This window comes from Microbacterium sp. P5_B6 (genome assembly GCF_056400345.1).
The window spans coordinates 95,941-114,082 of sequence record NZ_JBFULL010000004.1 but is presented as its reverse complement, the minus strand read 5'-3'; the positions used below and the strand labels follow the sequence as shown (position 1 = coordinate 114,082).

Below are 18,142 nucleotides of genomic sequence, written 5' to 3'. Positions count from 1 at the left end.
TGCCGCCCTGTCTCGGCGAGACACCCTGTGTGGATGCGGGGCGGGGCTTGTGGCGGCGGGGTTCCCAGCGCGTGGCGCCCTCGCCGAGGCAGGGGATGTCGCCGAGGCAGGGCGACGTGCCGCCCTGTCTCGGCGAGACACCCTGCCTCGGCGCGACCCGTGGGCGAGCGCCGGTGCCCGGCGCGCGGCGCACGGCGGCCCGGGCGTCACGTGGCGGCGCACGGCGCCGGCGTCAGGTGGTGCGCGCCGCCGCCGCGTCGAGCGCGAAGCGCGGGAGTCCCAGCATCCCCTCGACCGCCCGATGGGGAGCCGATCCGCGCGAGCGATCAGCGTTCCACCGCACGAGGGCGTGGGCGTTGAGGCCGTCGATCATGCCCAGGAGCTGCCATGCGGTGTCGGCGGCGTCCTCCGCCTCGAACTCGCCGCGCGCCGCACCGTCCTCGACGACCTGCTGGACGAGAGCCTGCCACGCGTCCATCTGCTCGCGCACGGCGGCCGCAAGCGACTCGTTGCGCCGGCCCATGGCCCACGCCTCGACCCACACGACCGTGACGTCGTCGCGGGTGCCGTCGAGGAGCGTCTCGAGCAGGAGCGCCATGCGCTCGGTGGGAGTGGCGCGACCGGCGAGCACCCGGCGCACATCGTCGAGCTCGACGGCGACGATGGTGCGGAAAGTCGACGCGACCAGGGCATCCATGCTGGGCTGGTAGTGGGCCACGAGGGCCGGCGCGACCCCGACCCGCTGGGCGATCGAGCGCAGCGTGACGGCCGACAGACCCTCGTGGAGGGCCAGGTCGCAGGCAGCCTGGCCGATCTCATCGGCCCGCTCCGCCGGGGACTTGCGCGCCGCGGTCTTGCGTGGAGTGCTTGACATCGCCACCTCCTCGTGGTTATCGTCGCCCAGGCTTATTGATCACTTGATCAACAGTAGCCCGCCATCCCTCATCCTGTCGAGAGAGTCCCATGCGCAACGAAGCCATCGCGACATCCGCCCCCGCAGACGTCCCCACCGAGTCGCCGTTCCAGGCGCCCTCGGGCACCGGGCACATCCCCGAACCCGCCGCAGATCGCAACGGGCATCTTGCCGAACCCGCCGCAGATCGCGCCGGCCACATCGAGACCCACGGCGCGGACTACATCCCGCCCGCCGAGCGTCACGGGCACCCGCGCGAGCTGTTCTGGGTCTGGATGTCGGCCAACGTCATCTACCTGTACTTCGTCATCGGCGGCGTGCTCATGCTGCTCGGACTTCCGCTGTGGGAGGCCCTCGCCATCACGATCGCCGGCAACCTCTGGTGGGCGGTCGTCGGATGGCTCGCGATCAGCGGCCCGGCATCCGGAACCCCCAGCGTCGCGATCATGCGCGCCATGTTCGGCGTCCGCGGCAGCCGGATCTTCGGCGCGGGCCTCGGCGTCGTGATCGGCGTGTTCTACGAGATCATCAACATCGCCTTCGCGACGCTCGCCGCCATCGCCATGGTCCAGTGGTTCGGGATCACCCTCCCCGCCGGAGCCGAATGGGCCGTGCTCGTCGTGATCGGCGTGCTCAGCTTCGCGATCAGCATCTACGGGCACGCCACGATCCTGAAGCTCGCGCCGTGGTTCTCGGCCGCCCTCGCCGTCATGTTCATCGTGCTGGGCGGCTTCGTCTTCGGAGCCGCAGACTTCACCTACGCCCCGGCCCCGCTCGCACCCTCCGAGCACATCGCGATGATCCTCCTCGGCTTCGCGATCGTCGCCTCGAGCCCCCTGTCGTGGGGCACGGGAGCCGATTACGCCCGGTATCTCCCGAGCGACGTGTCGAAGGGCCGCGTAGCGCTCTGGACGGCCCTCGGCGGCTTCGTTCCGGCGGTGGTCATCGGCACGCTGGGCGTCGTCGCCGGCACCGCGATCGACATGACCGACCCGCAGCTCACCATCGCCGAGATCGTGCCGGCGTGGTTCATGCCCGTGTTCCTGGGCATGATCGTGCTGTCGAGCATCACCAACAACGTGCTGGTGGCGTACTCGACAGGCCTGTACGCGCTGGGGCTCGGCATCCGGATCTCCCGTGTCGCGACGATCGTCGTCACGGGCGCCGCCTCCACGGCTGCGGCCGCGTGGCTGCTGTTCGTCGCACCGAGCTTCCTCGACACGCTGAACTCGTCGCTGGAGCTCGCGGTGACCGTGCTCGGCCCGCTCGTCGCGGTCTATGCGGTCGACATCCTGCTGCGGCGCAACAGCTACGACGGCGAGGCGCTGGCCGCCGAACGCCGGGATGGACCCTTCTGGTACCGCACCGGCTTTTACTGGCCGGGCATCATCGCGATGACGGGCGCCACGACCACGGCGGTGCTGATGGCGAATACGACGCTGTACGTCGGACCGCTCGCGCTCGCGCTCGGCGGTGCCGACCTCTCGGCCATCGTCGGGCCGGTGCTCGCCGGCATCCTGTACGCCGTGCTCTGGCTGACCTCCTCGCCGTACCGCGACCGGGCGGCCCGACCGGCGCGGTCGTGGAACGAGGCGCGTCCGGCGGCGCGGGGCGAGCTCGAGGAGGTCGTCGCATGAGCTGGCGGATGCCCGCGGAGACCGCTCCGCACGAGCGCACCTGGATGGCGTTCCCGCGCGAGGGGATCACGCTCGGCGACAGCGCGGCCGAGCGCGAGGAGGGGTATGCCGCGTGGACCGCGGTCGCCCACGCCGTGGCCGAGTTCGAGCCGGTCACCATGGTCGTCGATCCGTCCGAGACCGAACGGGCGCGACGGATGCTGGGGGCAGGCATCGACATCGTCGAAGCGCCGCTCGACGAATTCTGGATGAGGGATGTCGGACCCACGTTCGTCGTCGACGACGAGCGGCCCGCTGCCCTCGGCGCGGTGGACTGGACCTTCAACGGCTGGGGTGCGCCGGACTGGGCGGAGTGGCGCCTCTCGGCGGAGCTCGGACGCGTGGCCGGCGGGGTGGCGGGGGCCGAAGTCATCAGCTCACTGCTGGTCAACGAGGGTGGCGGCATCCATGTCGACGGCGAAGGCACCGTGCTGCTGACCGAGACCGTGCAGCTGGATCCTCGACGCAACCCGTTCGCAGACAAGGCGCGCGTCGAGGCTGAACTCGCCCGCACCATCGGGGCCACCGCCTTCATATGGCTGCCGCGCGGCCTCACCCGCGACTACGACGACTTCGGCACGAACGGCCACGTCGACATCGTCGCGACCATCCCCTCGCCCGGGCGGCTGCTGCTGCACGCGCAGACGGACCCCGACCACCCGGATTTCGGCGTCTCGCGCGAGCTGCGCGCGCACCTCGAGCAGAAGACGGATGCCCGGGGCACCCGCTTCGAGATCGTCGACCTCCCTGCGCCCGAGACGCTGAAAGACCACGAGGGCTTCGTCGACTGGAGCTACGTGAACCACACCGTCGTCAACGGGGGCGTGATCGCCTGCGGCTTCGGCGAGGAGCGGGCCGATGCCGCGGCACGGGAAATCCTCGCTGACGCGTATCCGGGGCGTCGCGTCGTGACCGTGGACGCCCGGCCGATCTTCGCTCGGGGCGGCGGCATCCACTGCATCACGCAGCAGCAGCCGAAGGTGGCGTCGTGACTGCCTCCGGTCGGCCCGTCCTCCACTCGAATCCACCGATCTCGCCCGAAACCACAGACTTTGTGCGCGCGAACCGGGTGGATTCGCCGACATCGTGTGGATTCGAGTTCGAAGTGCAGGGAGGCGCAGCGTGATCGACGTCGTCGAGGCATCCATCGCCGACCTCCGCCGGGCGCTCGAAACCGGCGAGATCACGGCTGTCGAGCTCGTCGAGGCGTACCTCGCCCGGATCGACGTCTACGACGCTCCGAGCACGGAGACCGCGCTGAATGCCATCGTCGTGCCCAATTCGGCGGCGCTCGACGAGGCGGCCGCCTCCGATGGGCGACGGGCGCGGGGCGAGTCGCTCGGCCCTCTCGACGGCATCCCGTACACCGCGAAGGACAGCTACCTCGTGCGCGGCCTGACCGCCGCCGCCGGAAGCCCGGCTTTCGCCGACCTCGTCGCCCAGCGCGACGCCTTCACGATCGAGCGGCTGCGTGCGGCCGGAGCGATCTGCCTGGGCCTGACGAACATGCCGCCGATGGCCAACGGCGGGATGCAGCGCGGCGTGTACGGACGCGCGGAGAGCCCGTACAACGCCGACTGGCTCACCGCGCCGTTCGGCTCGGGCTCGTCGAACGGGTCGGGAACGGCCACCGCGGCGAGCTTCGCCGCGTTCGGCCTCGGCGAGGAGACCTGGTCGAGCGGCCGCGGCCCGGCCTCGAACAACGCGCTCTGCGCCTACACGCCCTCGCGCGGCGTCATCTCGGTGCGCGGCAACTGGCCGCTCGTGCCGACGATGGACGTCGTCGTGCCGCACACGCGCACCATGGCCGACCTCCTCGACGTGCTCGACGTCATCGTCGCCGACGACCCCGAGACGCGCGGCGACTTCTGGCGCGCGCAGCCCTGGGTGCCGCTGCCCGCCGCGTCGGCCCAGCGACCGGTGTCGTACCCGGCACTCGCCGGGGAGGCCGCACCCGCCGCTCTCGCGGGCCGGCGGTTCGGCATCCCGCGCATGTACATCAACGCGGATGCCGAGGCCGGTACCGGAACGGGCATCGGCGGCCCGACCGGCGAGCGCATCGAGACGCGCCCCTCGGTCATCGCGCTCTGGGAGGCGGCACGCCGCGACCTCGAGGCCGGGGGTGCCACCGTCATCGAGGTCGACTTCCCTGCGGTGTCGAACTACGAGGGCGACCGGGCGGGAGCGCCGACCATCGGGACGCGCGGGCTCGTGACGCCCGAGTATCTGCGCCGCGAGATCGTCGACCTCTCGGCCTGGGGCTGGGACGACTTCCTCGCCGCCAACGGCGACCCCGCGCTCTCGACGCTCGCCGACGTCGACGGCGCCCGGATCTTCCCTCGCCCGGAGGGGCAGCTCGTCGACCGCTACACGGGCGTCGACGACGACATCGCCGAGTACCCGGACTGGGTCAGAGCGCACCCCGACGCGACGCCGTGGACCGACATGCCTGAACTCGAGGCGGGCCTCCACGGCCTCGAGGAGACGCGCCGCCTCGACCTCGAGGAGTGGATGGACGAGCTCGGCCTGGACGCCGTGGTCTTCCCCGCCGTCGCCGACGTCGCCGCGGCCGACATGGACCGCAACGACGCCTCGGCCGAACGCGGCTGGCGGAACGGGGTGTGGGTCGCGAACGGCAATCTGGCGATCCGGCATCTCGGCATCCCGACCGTCACGGTGCCGATGGGGACGATGGCCGACATCGGGATGCCGGTGGGCCTGACCTTCGCCGGGCGCGGGTACGACGACACGAACCTGCTGCGGCTCGCGGCCGCGTTCGAGGCGACCGGAGCCCGCCGGACCGAGCCACCCCGCACCCCGCGGCTGCCCTGAGTGTCGTAGCGTCGATCTGTGCCGTCACTGGAGTTCTCCGCCGCCCTCGATCGCCCGGACCTTCTCGCCGGCCGTGTGCAGGCAGCACTCGAGCGCCTGGACCCGGCGCTCGCGGCCGAAGTGCGCGTGTCGTCCATCGACCCGTCGCTGGCCGACACTGCAGCGTTCTGCCAGGCGTACGGTGTCGCCACGGACGAGAGCGCGAACTGCATCGTGGTGGCGGGCACCCGGGGTGAGACGACGACCTACGCCGCGTGCCTCGTGCTGGCAACCACGCGCGCCGACGTGAACGGCGTCGTGCGCCGGCTCCTCGCCGCCCGACGGGCGAGCTTCGCCCCCATGGACGACGCCGTCGCACACACAGCGATGGAGTACGGCGGCATCACGCCGATCGGCCTGCCGGAGGACTGGGCCATCCTCGTCGACGCGAGGGTCGCGGAGCTGCCCGCGGCGATCGTGGGGGCCGGCATCCGGGGCGCCAAGCTGTCGGTGCCGGGGCGCGTGCTCGCGGCGCTGCCGGGCGTCCAGGTCATCGAGGGCCTCGCACGCTGACCCCGCGCGCGCACAACCGCGAGTCTTCTGCACGACCCGCCGGGAAGGCGCGGCGCGCAGACTCAGGCGTGCACAACCGCGGGGGTTCTGCATGACACGCCGGGGGGCGCCCGGCGCGCCGCGCACCATCCCCGCCGTTGTGTACGGCGGGGATGTGCCGAGGCCATGGCGCGACCTCCGACCCACCCGGCTCCGCGCCCCGAGCGCGGTCAGGCCAGAGTGTCGAGGATCGAGGTCAGCAGCTCGAACGTCGTGAGGGGGCTGATGATCGCGAAGCGCAGCACCGGCTCGCCGGCGTGCGAGCTCGGCACGACGAAGGCGTGCTGGTCGTCGAGGAGGCGATCCGACCACGCCTGGTAGTCCGCCAGGGTCCATCCCTCGCGGCGGAAGACCACGACCGACAGCTGCGGATCGCGCACCAGCGACAGCCCGTCGCGCGACTCGATCTCGTCGGCGATGCGCCGGGCGAGCGTGATGCCGAACTCGATCGCCGCGCGGTACTCGTCGGTGCCGTACGTCGCCAGCGAGTACCAGAGCGGCAGGCCCCGAGCCCGGCGCGTCAGCTGCACCGCCAGATCGGACGGATTCCAGTCCGCCGCGTCGATGGTGTCGAGGTACTCGGCCTTCTGCGTGTGCGCGAGGAGCGCCACCGACGGGTCGCGATAGATCAGCGCGCAGGCGTCGAACGGCGCGAAGAGCCACTTGTGCGGATCGACGATGACGGAGTCGGCGAGCTCGACGCCCGCGAAGGCCGGGCGCGCGCTCTCGACGAGCATGGCCGCGAGGCCGTAGGCGCCGTCGATGTGCAGCCACACTCCGCGCTCACGCGTCACCGCCGCGATCGAGGCGACGTCGTCGACGATTCCGAAGTTCGTCGTACCACCCGTCGCGACGACGGCGAAGACGGCGTCGCCGTGCTCGTCGAGGACCGCGGCCACGGAGTCTCCGTGCAGCCGGCCCCCGGCATCCGGAGCAGCCTTCGCGATCTCGATGTCCATGACGAGCGCGGCGGACGCGATCGAGGAGTGGGCCTCGGCGCTGCACACGACCACCCAGCGGGCGGGGTCAGGACGGCCGGCCTCGCGGTTGCGGCGTCTGGCCGCATCGCGCGCCGCGACGAGAGCCGACAGATTGCCGATCGTGCCGCCCTGGACGAACACGCCGCCCGCACCCTTCGGCATCCCGAACTCGGCGGCGAGCCAGTGCAGCACCTCGTTCTCGGCGAAGATCGCGCCCGAGCCCTCCATCCACGATCCGCCGTAGATCGCGGAGGCCGAGACGATCAGGTCGAACGCGATCGCCGCCTTCGTGGGAGCCGAGGGGATGAACGAGAGGTATCCGGGGTGGTCGGTCGACACGCAGGCGGGCGCGAGGACGTTCTCGAACAGCGCCGTCGCGCGGCGGGCACCGATGCCGTCGCGGGTGATCGAGCCGGAGGCGAGCCGCGCGAGGTCCCGCGGGTTGAGCGGCTTGTCGAGCGGGATGTCCTCGTACAGCGCGCGGCGGCGCGCGTAGTCGAGCACGACGTCGACCGTCGCGCGCGTCTCATCGGTGAGAGCGTGCATCCGGTCGGGTGAAGGGGCGTCGGTCACTGGGGCCTCCCGTGGGTCGTGTCCCATTCTGGAGCCCCGCCCGCCCGCCGGGGGCTCGCGAACCCATGTGCTGTTGCCGAACCCATGCATTGTTCCTCATGGGTTCGCGAAGAACTCATGGGTTCGCGAGTCCCGGGGTCAGCGCGGAGAGCGCAGGCCGACGGTCGGCCCCGCTCGCGGAGCCCCGGGGGTCGACCCCGCTCGCGGAGCCCCGGGCCTCAGCGCCGCTCGCGCAGCCCGACCCGCTCGAGGTGCGCGTTGACGAAGCGGCCATCCGGGTCCAGGCGCTCGAATACCGCCCGGGCATCTGCGAGACGAGGATGCACGCGCGCCATATCGTCGGCGGTGAACCCGTGCACCTTGCCCCAATGCGGGCGCGCGGCGAACGGCCGCAGCGCCTGCTCGATGGCCGGAAGGAGCGCGGCGACCTCCTCGGGGTGATCGAACCAGGTGAAGTGGATGATCACGATGTCCTGCTGGTACGCGCCGCTCAGCCACAGGTCGTCGCGCGCCGCGGTGCGGATCTCGCTCCACACCAGATGGGGACGGATGCTGTCACCCAGCGCTCGCACCGCCTCCAGCGCCGCGGCACCGTGCTCGCGCGGCACGAAGTACTCGGTCTGGATCTCTTCACCCAGGGACGGCTCGCTGTCGAGCCGGAAGTGCGGGAGCCGCAGCATCCAGGGCCCGGGCACGCCGCCGACCTCGGTGACGTTGTCGCCGAGGCCGAGCGGCGACTCCAGGCCGAGCACGCGCCGCCCATCGAGGAGCGTGTCGCCGACCGGGTCGTCGTCGGCGTCGAGGCGGGTCTTCACCCACACCGCCTCGATTGTCTCGGGGTCCCAGCGGGTGAAGAGCGAGACGCTGTAGCCGGCTCCGGTGAGCGCCGAGAGGTCGGCGAGCGCGGCATCCCACGTCACTCCCGCGTAGATGTCCTGGCGAACCCGGTAGGACGGGTGGATGTCGAGGGTCAGCGCGACGATGACGCCGAACGCGCCGACTCCGACCGCGAGCGCATCGAAGTCGGCATCGCCGCGGAGCACCTCGTGCACGTCGCCGTCGGCGCCGACATACCGGATGCCGCGCACGGCGGTCGTAAGCACTCCGTTGGCGTCGCCGGAGCCGTGGGTGGCGGTGGCTGTGGCGCCGCCCACGGAGATGTGCGGGAGGGAGCCCAGATTGTGCAGCGCCCACCCGCGCTCGTCCAGGGCGCGCGCGACGATGCCGTACCGCGTGCCGGCGGCCACGGTCACGGTACGCGCCTCCTCATCGAGATCGAACTCATCGGCGAGCCCCGAGACGTCGATGAGCGTGCCCGCGGTGTCGGGCAGGTCGGTGAACGAGTGCCGCGTCCCGAGAGCGTGGATACGGCCGCCCTCTCGGACGATCGTCTGCACCTCGTCGACGGTCGAGGCCGTCACGATGCGGGGTGCGCGGTATTCGTACGTTCCTGCCCAATTGCGGGGCATGCGGTCTCCTCAAGGGGTCGGGCGCGGGGGCTCAGCCGGCGGCTTCGGCCGCCAGCCGGGCGGAGGCTGTGGCCATGTGGACCGCCATGGCGGAGGCGGCCGCATCCTCATCTCCCCGCTCGATGGCGCGGAAGACCGCGTCATGCTCATCGATGGCGGTGACCGCGGACGCTTCGTCCTGCACGGCACGATCCGCGTAGACCTGCAGGAGCGATCGCACCACGTGGAGCTGGTCGACGACCGTCGCGTTTCCCGCGCCGCGGGCCAGCGCATCGTGGAAGTCGAGGTCGGCCTTCGCGAAGGCCTTGAGCGAGCCGACATTCGCACGCATGCGCTCAAGGGTCGACCGCAGCTCATCAAGATCGGATGCCCCGATCCGGGAGGCCGCGAGGCGGGCGACGAAGATCTCGAGGCCTGAGCGCAGTTCGAGCAGATCCGCGGTGTGGTGCTCGCCGATGAGCAGCCCCCAGCGCAGCGTCTGCGGGAGCAGCTCACTGGCCGCTCCCCTGAGGTAGGTCCCCGAGCCCGGCCGCACCTGGACGATGCCGAGGATCTCGAGTGCGGCGAGCGCCTCTCGCACCGCCGAGCGTCCCACGCCCAACGTGGCAGTGAGATGGCGCTCGGGAGGCAGCCGCGTGCCCGGGGCGATCGAGCCGCTCGTGAACAGGTCGAGCAGTCGCCGGGCGACCTCGGACACCGGCGTGCCCGCGGGGAGCGTGCCGAGTGCGGCCGAGATCTCGGCCGATCGGTCGCCGGGGTAGGCAGGCATGCTCTCAACCTATCGCTCTCCGGGGGTTTTGGACATTGCAATTGGTCAACCGGTTTGCCATACTCGACCGAACGCACATGCCCGTCGATCGATTCGGAGTCACCGTGGATCTCACTCAGGGGGCGCGTCGATGACGCGCCTGTGGAACGAGCCTGCCGCCTTTGCGGACGAGATGATCGACGGCTTCGTCGCGGCGAACGGCCGCTGCGTGCGGCGTGTGCAGGGCGGGGTCGCCCGCAGCACGGTGTCGCCGGGAGGTCAGGTCGCGGTCGTGATCGGCGGCGGCTCGGGGCACTACCCCGCATTCGGCGGCCTCGTCGGCCAGGGCCTCGCCCACGGCGCGGCGATGGGTAACCTGTTCGCCTCGCCCTCGACCCAGCAGGTCGTGGCGGTGGCGAAGGCGGCCGACAACGGCGGCGGCGTGTTCTTCAGCTATGGCAACTACGCGGGGGACGTCCTCAACTTCGACGCGGCGCAGGACCGGCTGCGCGCCGAGGGCATTCCCTGCGAGACCGTCACGGTCACCGACGACATCGTCAGCGCCGAGCCCGGCGAGAAGCACCGGCGGCGCGGGATCGCGGGCGACCTCACGGTCTTCCGCGCGGTCGCGGCCGCGGCGGAGGCCGGGTACGACCTCGCCGGCGTCGCGCGGGTCGGTCGGCTCGCGAACGAGCGCACCCGATCCTTCGGAGTCGCCTTCACAGGCTGCACGCTGCCCGGCGCCGAGCGAGCGCTCTTCTCTGTGGCGGAGGGTCGCATGGCGATCGGCTTGGGCATCCACGGCGAGCCGGGCATCGATGAGACCGACATCCCCACGGCCGACGGTCTCGCAGAGCTGCTTGTGTCGCGACTTCTCGACGACGCCGAACGGCCTGCGGACATCGACTCGCCGCAGGGCGCGAGGGTCGTGCCGGTGCTCAACGGACTGGGATCCCTCAAGTACGAAGAGCTCTTCGTCGTGTACCGGCGGATATCGCAGCTGCTTTCGGAGGCGGGCATCGAGGTCGTCGATCCGCACGTCGGCGAGTACTGCACGAGCTTCGACATGGCGGGCGTCTCGCTCACCCTGTTCTGGCTCGACGACGAGCTCGCCGAGCTGTGGGAGACCCCGGTGGACACTCCGGCCTATCGCCGCGGCGCCGTACACGCGGCGACGAGACGGGATGCCGCTGCCGAGGCCGACGACGTGCTCGAGGTGATCCCGCCCGCCGACGACGACTCGCGCGCCGCGGCATCGACCGTGGTCGCGGTCCTCGAGACCGTCGTCGCCGTCATCGACGCAAACGCCGAGGATCTCGGCCGCCTCGATTCCATCGCCGGCGACGGCGACCACGGCATCGGCATGCAGCGCGGCTCGCACGCCGCGCTCGACGCGGGACGTGCGGCCCTCGATGCCGGCGCCGGCGCCGGGACGGTGCTCGCCCGCGCTGCCGACGGCTGGTCCGACAAGGCGGGTGGCACCTCGGGCGCACTCTGGGGCGTCATCCTGTCGTCGATCGCCGCCGCACTCGGCGACGAGGGCCGGCCCTCGGCATCCGTCGTCGCTTCTGGAGTCGACGCGGGCAGCGCCGGCGTGATGGCGTACGGCAGAGCCGAGGTGGGCGACAAGACGATGGTCGACGCCCTCGTGCCGTTCAGCGTCGCCCTGACCCGCGAGGTCGGGGCAGGCGCGAGGCTGGCAGGCGCCTGGCACGCGGCAGCCGCCGAGGCCACCCGGGCGGCCGCCGCGACCGCCGCGCTGCTCCCCCGCATGGGTCGCGCCCGCACGCACGGCCAGAACAGCGTCGGCACCCCCGACCCCGGCGCCCACTCGCTCGCCCTCATCGCGACCGCGGTGGCGGAGCTTCTCGCGACGGAAAGGAACTGACATGGCAGATCCCCTGCGCATCGTCGTCGGCTGCGACGACGCCGGCTTCGACTACAAGGAGATCCTCAAGAAGGATCTGGAGCAGAACGAGGGTGTCGCATCCGTCGTCGATGTCGGCGTGACCGCTGACGGGCACACGGCCTATCCGCGCGTCGCAATCGAGGCGGCCGAGCGCATCGCGAAGGGCGAGGCGGATCGCGCCCTTCTCATCTGCGGCACCGGGATGGGCGTCGCAATCGCGGCGAACAAGGTCGCGGGCATCCGCGCGGTCACTGCGCACGACAGCTTCTCGGTCGAGCGCAGCGTGCTCTCGAACGACGCGCAGGTGCTCACGATGGGCCAGCGTGTCGTGGGCATCGAGCTCGCCCGCCGGCTCGTACGCGAGTGGCTCACGTACCGCTTCGACCCGACGTCGGCGTCGGCCGAGAAGGTCGCGGTCATCGACGAGTACGAGACCACCGGATCCTGCTGATGCCCAGAGCCGTCGTCGGAGTCAGCCTGAAGGCCTATTTCGGCCATCGTCAGGCGATCGAGTGGTGCGAGCGCGTGGCTGAGCGCGGGCGGAGCCACCCCGCGGTGGCTTCGGGCGACGTCATGCTGTTCGTCATCCCGACCTACCTCGGAGTGCTGCCGGCGCTCGACGCGTTCGCGGGCACTCCCGTGCTCGTGGGAGCCCAGGACGTCTCGGCCTACGAGCCCGGCGCGTACACGGGCGAAGTGACAGCCGCGGAGCTCGCCGAGGCGGGCGTGCGGGTCGCCGAGGTCGGCCACGCCGAGCGGCGACGCCTGTTGGGGGACACCGACGACGTGGTGAGGGCGAAGACCGCCGCCGCGCTGGCCTACGGCATCACGCCCGTGCTGTGCGTGGGCGAGCACGACCGCGAGGAGGCGACGGATGCCGCGGCCGCCACGGTCGCGCAGCTTCGGCGTCACCTCGCCGGCGCTCCCGCCGGCCCCGTCATCGTCGCCTACGAGCCCGTCTGGGCGATCGGCGCGCCGGCTCCTGGACCGGTGGAGCACATCGTCACGGTGACCCGCGCGCTGCGCGCGGCGGTCGACGCGCTGCCCGAGCGAGCCGGAAGCGCCGTGATCTACGGCGGATCAGCGGGCCCTGGCCTGCTCACCGAGCTTGCCGATGCGGTGGACGGCCTGTTCCTCGGCCGCTTCGCGCACGACGTCGACAACCTCATGGCCGTGCTCGACGAGGCCGCCGATCACGCCGTGCGATCGGGGCACGCCGCATGATCGGCCTCGGCACGTATGCGTTCTTCTGGCAGCACTCGGAGCGGGTGCCCGAGCCCCTCACGCTCCACGGCGCGCTCGAAGCGACCCGCGAGCTCGGCGTCGACCTGTTCCAGATCTGCGACTACGGCCCGCTCGACGCCATGAGCGATCCCGAGATCGCGCACTCAGCCGCCGCCGCCCGCGACCTCGGCCTCACCATTCAGCTCGGCACCAAGGGCATCGAGCCCGCGCACCTCACGCGCTACCTCGACCTCGCGGCCGCCTTCGACGCGCGACTCGTCCGCAGCATGCTCTACGGCCCGGACTCGCGGCCGACGCTCGGCGAGGCATCCGCCTGGCTCCGCGAAGCCCTTCCCGCCTACGAAGCCGCCGGCGTCACGCTCGCCCTCGAGACGTACGAGCAGGTGGCGACCGCCGACCTCGTCGGACTCGTCGAGTCGTTCGGCAGCCCGCAGCTCGGGATCTGCCTCGACCCCGCCAACGTCGTCGCGCGCCTCGAGCTCCCCCGAGACTGCGTCGAGCGGAGCGCCGATCTCACCGTGAACATCCACGTGAAGGACTTCGCGTTCGCCCGCCAACCCGGCTGGGTGGGCTTCACCTACAGCGGGGAGGCGATGGGGGCGGGTCTGCACGACTACGGGCACCTGCTCGAGACCGTGCGCCCCCGCGAGCGAGGCATCGACGAGATCGTCGAGCACTGGCTGCCCTGGCGGGGCGACCTCGAGACCACCATCCGCATCGAGCGGGAATGGACCCGCGCCACCATCGACTACCTGAGGAGCACATCATGACCATCACGACCGAGACGTACAGGATCGCCGTCATCGGCGCGGGCGGGAAGATGGGGATGCGCGTCTCCGACAACCTCGCGCGCACCGATCACACCGTCGCCTACGTCGAGAACTCCCCCGCCGGACAGCAGCGCACGATCGACGCGGGACGCGAGCTGACCGACGCCTCTGTCGCTGTTGCGGATGCCGACATCGTCGTCCTCGCCGTTCCCGACCTCGCACTCGGCCCCGTGACCGCCGACCTCGTGCCGCAGGTGAAGGCCGGCGCAATCGTGCTGACGCTCGACCCTGCGGCCGCCTACGCCGGACTTCTCACAACCCGCGATGACGTCATCCAGGCCGTGGCGCACCCGTGCCACCCGTCGATCTTCCTGCAGCGCCAGACGCCGGAGGAGTGGGCCGACACGTTCGGCGGGATCGCCGCCCCGCAGGACGCCATCGCGGCGGTCGAGTCCGACGACCCCGCCAAGAAGGCCGTCGTCGAGGCGACCGTCCGCGCGATCTACGCACCGGTCATCGACGTGCACTGGGTCACGATCAAGCAGCTCGCCCAGCTCGAGCCGACCCTCGTCGAGACCGTCGCGTGCATGATCGGCGCTCTCCTGAACGAGGCACTCCACGAGACCGTCCACACGATGGGCGTCCCCGAGGGGGCGGCGCGCAGCATCCTGTACGGCCACACGCAGGTCGCGCTCGCCAACGGCCTGCGCGGCGACAACCCCTTCAGCGACGCCTGCCTGATCGCAATGGACTACGGACGCGAGAGCATCATCAAGGAAGACTGGAAGAAGATCTTCCGCGACGACGAGCTCGACCGCAACCTCGCCCGGATGCTGCACCTCGACCACATCGAGCGCTGAGAGACACCATGAGCAGACTTGAAGGAAAGACGGCCCTCGTCACCGGCGCGGGCACGGGCATCGGCCTCGCCGTGGCGGAACGGTTCGCCCGCGAAGGCGCGCGCGTCGTCATCGCGGATCGCGATGCGGATGCCGCAGCCCGCGCGGCGGCTGGGATCGGCGAGCGCGCACGCGCCGCCGTGATGGACATCTCCGATGAGAAGGCCGTCGAGGCCGCGTTCGCCGACCTGGAGGCCACCGGCTGGGCACCCGATGTCGTGGTGGCCAACGCCGGCGTGCAGCTCTTCGGGCACGATGCCGCCGCCGCCGACCTCGACCTGGAGGTGTGGCGCCGCACGATCGACATCAACCTGACGGGCACGTTCCTGACGGTGAAGCACGCCGTGCGATCGATGCTGCAGCACGGCGGGGGGTCGATCATCCTGACCGGCAGCCCGACGGGCCTGAACGGCGAAGGAAGGGACTTCACGGCGTACAGCGCCTCGAAGGCCGGCATCCACGGGCTCGCGCGCACCGTGGCCGCGGCATATGCCGATCGCGGCATCCGGGTGAACACGGTGGTCCCGGCGTACACCGAGACCACTCTCGTCACGACCATCACGTCCGACCCCGAGGCTCGGGCAGCGATCATCGGCCGCATCCCGCTCGGCCGCGCCGGTGCACCCGACGACGTCTCGGGGATCATGGTGTACCTCGCGAGCGATGACGGCGCCTTCGCGACGGGGTCGCTGTTCGCGGTCGACGGCGGGATGACGACGCTCTGACATGACGGACGCCTGGCACGGTTCGCACGCCCCGTCCCGCTTCTGGCGGGGCGGGCTCTGGGCGCTCGAGCTGCGCGACGACGAGCTCGCCGACCTCACCTACGACGGTCGGCCCGTGCTCCGGAGCGTCCGGGCCGTGGTGCGCGATCGCGACTGGAACACGGCGGCCTGGGTGATCGAGCGCGTGACCGAGACGGCGTCCACGCTCGAGATCCTCGCCCACACCGCGGGCTTCGACGCGGAGCTGCGCGGGACCGTCCTGGTCGACGCCGCCGATGACGTCCTCGTCGTGAGCTTCGACGCCGAGTCGGCCACCGCATTCGAGACCAATCGCACAGGGCTCGTCGTGCTGCACCCGCCCCGCCTCGCCGGCAGCCCGCTGGCGATCGCGCACAGCGACGGGTCGACCGAGCGCACGTCGTATCCCATCGACATCAGCCCGCATCAGCCCGCCCTCGACATCGCCGGCCTCTCGTGGCACGACGACGGCCTCGACCTCGACGTGCGCTTCGCCGGCGACACGTTCGAGATGGAAGATCAGCGCAACTGGACGGATGCCTCGTACAAGACGTACTCCCGGCCGCTGGCGCTGCCCTTTCCCTACCCGCTCGCCGCCGGCGAGCACGTGGGGCAGTCGATCTCCGTGCGGGCGACGGCCACGGCGCCGCCCGCGCACCGCGACGACCTCGACCGGATCCTGCTGACGGAGGCCGGCAGCCCGTTCCCGGCGATCGCGGTGGGCGCCTCGACCGGTGCCGACCCCGAGCCCGTCCACGCCCCCGTCACCGAGAGCCTGCTCGTCGAACTCGATCTCGCCGCTCCCAGCCGGCACGCCGCACTCGATCGGGCCGCGGCATCCGGTCGTCCGCTCGATGTGCGGCTCGTGCTCGACCCCGCGCATCCCGAAGCACTCGACGAGCTCGTCGGGCGGCTGGCCGCACTGCCGGTTCTGCGCCTCGCCGCCTTCGACCGGGTGACGCATGTGACCGATGCCGCTGCCGCCGCCGCCGTCCGTGCGGCACTCGCGATGGCCGGGCTCGACCTTCCGGTGATCGGGGGTGCGCGCTCGCACTTCACCGAGCTGAACCGCGAGCGCGACCGGATCCCCCGCGACCTCGACGGCATCGTCTTCAGCGTCACTCCCCTGTTCCACAGCGCGACGACGGAGCAGCTCGTCGAGTCGATCGGGATGCAGCGGCTCGTCGCCGAGCAGGCCGTCCGGCTCGCGGGCGCGGCGCGGGTGCACGTCGGTCCGGTGACCCTTCGTCCCCGGTTCAACAACGTGGCAACGGTCCCGCCGCCGGTTCCCGACGACGCAGATCTCACCCACGGGTACGGCGCACACCTCGGCGACGCGGATGATGAGCGGCAGGATGCTGTCGAGCTCGCCGCCTGGACGATCGCGAGCGCCGCGGCCCTCGCCGTCCCGGGCGTCGCTTCCGTCGCCTACTTCGAGGAGTGGGGGCCCCGCGGAGTGCTCGACGACGCCGGCGCCGAACGCCCGGTCGCCGACGCGGTGCGCGCCCTCGTCGCCCTCTCGGGGCTCCCGCTCCTGCGTGGCGCCAGTCCCGACGGGCTGCTCTGGGCCGTCGGCGCCGACTCACCCGAGGGTCCAATCATCCTCGTCGCGAACCTCGACGTCGTGGCACGCGAAGTGACAGTGGCGGTGGGAGAAGCCGAGCAGACGGTCGCCGTGCCGGCGGAGGGCTGGCGCCCGCTCACGTTCTGACGGGCAGCGCAGGCGTCATCCGCGGCAGGGACACTCGCCCCCTGCAGCGCCGAACGCCCCGCCGGAGTCAGCCGGCCGACCGCGCGTGGGCCACCATCCGGTCGAACGCGGCATCCTGATCCGCGTCGATCTGCTGCAGCTCGGGGTGCGCGTCGTGGTGCTCGACGGCCTCCCGGGCACCCTCGTCGTAGCGGATCGTGGTTCCGAAGCCGGGCGCGAGAGCCTTGATCTTGCTGTTGTCGAAGAGCGCGGTGTGCGACTTGTCGCCGAGGAGGCCGGGGCCCGACTCGGGGCGGAATGCCGCGATCGTCTCGGAGGCGATGTGGACCAGCTCGGGCTCGTCCACACCGGCGGCGGCGGCGAGCCACGAGTAGATCTGGTTCCAGCTCGGCGCGTGGTCGCCGGTGATCGTGTAGGCCTCGCCGATCGCGTCGGGATGGCCGAGCAGCGCGGTGAAGCCCACCGCGAAGTCCTTCGCGTGCGTCAGCGTCCAGAGCGTGGTGCCGTCGCCGTGCACCACGACGGGCTTGCCGGCTCGCATCCGGGCGATGTCGGTCCAGTGGCCCATGGTCGGCAGCAGACCCTTGTCGTAGGTGTGCGACGGGCGCACGATCGTCACGGGGAAGCCCGCGTCGCGATAGGCATCCATCAGCAAGTCCTCGCCGGCGATCTTGTCGCGCGAGTACTGCCAGAACGGATTGCGCAGCGGCGTCGACTCCGTGACCGGCACGCGCCGCGGGGGCTTGTCGTAGGCCGAGGCCGAGCTGATGAAGATGTACTGGCCGGTGCGCCCCTGGAACAGGTCGACGTCGGAGGCGACGTGGTCGGGCGTGAAGGCGAGGAACTGCGCGACGACGTCGAACTCGACATCCCCGATCGCAGCGCGCAGCGCCTCGGGATCGCGCGCATCGCCGACCAGCTCTCGCACCCCGTCGGGGAGCGCACGGCGCCCGGATCCCCGGTTGAGGACCGTGACGTCGTGGCCTCTCCCCAGGGCGTCGGTGACGCACGATGCGCTGATGGTTCCGGTTCCGCCGATGAAGAGCACTCGCTGAGCTGACATGCCAAGTATTCTTCCCTCTC

At 71.5% G+C, this 18,142-nt stretch carries 16 protein-coding genes; 11 read left to right on the top strand and 5 right to left on the bottom strand.

Features of this window, described 5'->3' with window-relative positions; translation table 11 throughout:
• Positions 1-232: 232 nt before the first annotated feature.
• Positions 233-874, bottom strand: coding sequence for a TetR/AcrR family transcriptional regulator (locus AC1DP3_RS07165; RefSeq protein ID WP_477292464.1), 642 nt, complete (start codon positions 872-874; stop codon positions 233-235).
• Positions 875-963: 89 nt separating this feature from the next.
• Between AC1DP3_RS07165 and AC1DP3_RS07160 the strand changes: the two genes are divergently transcribed.
• The 4 genes from AC1DP3_RS07160 to AC1DP3_RS07145 all read left to right on the top strand — a co-directional run bounded on the left by AC1DP3_RS07160 (position 964) and on the right by AC1DP3_RS07145 (position 5,973).
• Positions 964-2,550 carry a purine-cytosine permease family protein gene (locus AC1DP3_RS07160; RefSeq protein ID WP_477292463.1) on the top strand — a complete coding sequence of 529 codons (1,587 nt, stop codon included), beginning with the start codon at positions 964-966 and terminating at the stop codon, positions 2,548-2,550.
• The gene (locus AC1DP3_RS07155; protein ID WP_477292462.1) at positions 2,547-3,581 is read left to right on the top strand and encodes an agmatine deiminase family protein; all 1,035 of its coding nucleotides are present in this window, start codon (positions 2,547-2,549) and stop codon (positions 3,579-3,581) included. Before AC1DP3_RS07160 ends, AC1DP3_RS07155 begins: the two co-directional genes overlap by 4 nt.
• 130 nt (positions 3,582-3,711) lie before the next feature.
• Entirely contained in the window at positions 3,712-5,421 is a 1,710-nt protein-coding gene (locus AC1DP3_RS07150) for an amidase (RefSeq protein ID WP_477292461.1), read from the top strand.
• An 18-nt stretch (positions 5,422-5,439) separates the two neighbouring features.
• Positions 5,440-5,973 (top strand): YbaK/EbsC family protein, encoded by a 534-nt coding sequence (locus AC1DP3_RS07145; protein ID WP_477292460.1) that lies wholly within the window; start codon positions 5,440-5,442, stop codon positions 5,971-5,973.
• Between the two features lie 209 nt (positions 5,974-6,182).
• Here the strand turns inward: AC1DP3_RS07145 and AC1DP3_RS07140 are convergent, their stop codons facing one another.
• The 3 genes from AC1DP3_RS07140 to AC1DP3_RS07130 form a co-directional block, all read right to left on the bottom strand.
• The gene (locus AC1DP3_RS07140; protein WP_477292459.1) at positions 6,183-7,592 is read right to left on the bottom strand and encodes a pyridoxal phosphate-dependent decarboxylase family protein; all 1,410 of its coding nucleotides are present in this window, start codon (positions 7,590-7,592) and stop codon (positions 6,183-6,185) included.
• A gap of 191 nt (positions 7,593-7,783) precedes the next feature.
• Positions 7,784-9,034, bottom strand: coding sequence for a D-arabinono-1,4-lactone oxidase (locus AC1DP3_RS07135; RefSeq protein WP_477292458.1), 1,251 nt, complete (start codon positions 9,032-9,034; stop codon positions 7,784-7,786).
• Positions 9,035-9,065: 31 nt separating this feature from the next.
• The gene (locus AC1DP3_RS07130) at positions 9,066-9,803 is read right to left on the bottom strand and encodes a FadR/GntR family transcriptional regulator (RefSeq protein ID WP_477292457.1); all 738 of its coding nucleotides are present in this window, start codon (positions 9,801-9,803) and stop codon (positions 9,066-9,068) included.
• A 130-nt stretch (positions 9,804-9,933) separates the two neighbouring features.
• Here AC1DP3_RS07130 and AC1DP3_RS07125 point away from each other — a divergent pair, with 130 nt between their 5' ends.
• Genes AC1DP3_RS07125 through AC1DP3_RS07095 form a run of 7 tightly spaced genes read left to right on the top strand, consistent with a single transcriptional unit; the run spans position 9,934 to position 17,059 of the window.
• Complete coding sequence (locus AC1DP3_RS07125; RefSeq protein WP_477292456.1) at positions 9,934-11,670, top strand: dihydroxyacetone kinase family protein; 1,737 nt, start codon at positions 9,934-9,936, stop codon at positions 11,668-11,670.
• 1 nt (position 11,671) lies between these two features.
• Positions 11,672-12,142, top strand: a complete 471-nt coding sequence (locus AC1DP3_RS07120) for a ribose-5-phosphate isomerase (RefSeq protein WP_477292455.1) — start codon at positions 11,672-11,674, stop codon at positions 12,140-12,142.
• Complete coding sequence (locus AC1DP3_RS07115) at positions 12,142-12,915, top strand: triose-phosphate isomerase family protein (protein ID WP_477292454.1); 774 nt, start codon at positions 12,142-12,144, stop codon at positions 12,913-12,915. Before AC1DP3_RS07120 ends, AC1DP3_RS07115 begins: the two co-directional genes overlap by 1 nt.
• Positions 12,912-13,706, top strand: coding sequence for a sugar phosphate isomerase/epimerase family protein (locus AC1DP3_RS07110; protein ID WP_477292453.1), 795 nt, complete (start codon positions 12,912-12,914; stop codon positions 13,704-13,706). The genes AC1DP3_RS07115 and AC1DP3_RS07110 overlap by 4 nt, the downstream gene beginning before the upstream one ends.
• Positions 13,703-14,566 carry a phosphogluconate dehydrogenase C-terminal domain-containing protein gene (locus AC1DP3_RS07105; RefSeq protein WP_477292452.1) on the top strand — a complete coding sequence of 288 codons (864 nt, stop codon included), beginning with the start codon at positions 13,703-13,705 and terminating at the stop codon, positions 14,564-14,566. The genes AC1DP3_RS07110 and AC1DP3_RS07105 overlap by 4 nt, the downstream gene beginning before the upstream one ends.
• Before the next feature lie 8 nt (positions 14,567-14,574).
• Positions 14,575-15,330: an SDR family NAD(P)-dependent oxidoreductase gene (locus tag AC1DP3_RS07100; protein WP_477292451.1), complete on the top strand. Its 756-nt coding sequence runs from the start codon at positions 14,575-14,577 to the stop codon at positions 15,328-15,330.
• Position 15,331: 1 nt separating this feature from the next.
• Positions 15,332-17,059, top strand: a complete 1,728-nt coding sequence (locus tag AC1DP3_RS07095; protein ID WP_477292450.1) for a D-apionate lactonase family protein — start codon at positions 15,332-15,334, stop codon at positions 17,057-17,059.
• Between the two features lie 67 nt (positions 17,060-17,126).
• On the opposite strand, the gene AC1DP3_RS07090 is transcribed toward AC1DP3_RS07095, so the two are convergent.
• A complete protein-coding gene (locus tag AC1DP3_RS07090; RefSeq protein WP_477292449.1) occupies positions 17,127-18,122 on the bottom strand; it encodes an SDR family oxidoreductase in 996 nt (331 codons plus the stop codon).
• Between the last annotated feature and the right edge of the window lie 20 nt (positions 18,123-18,142).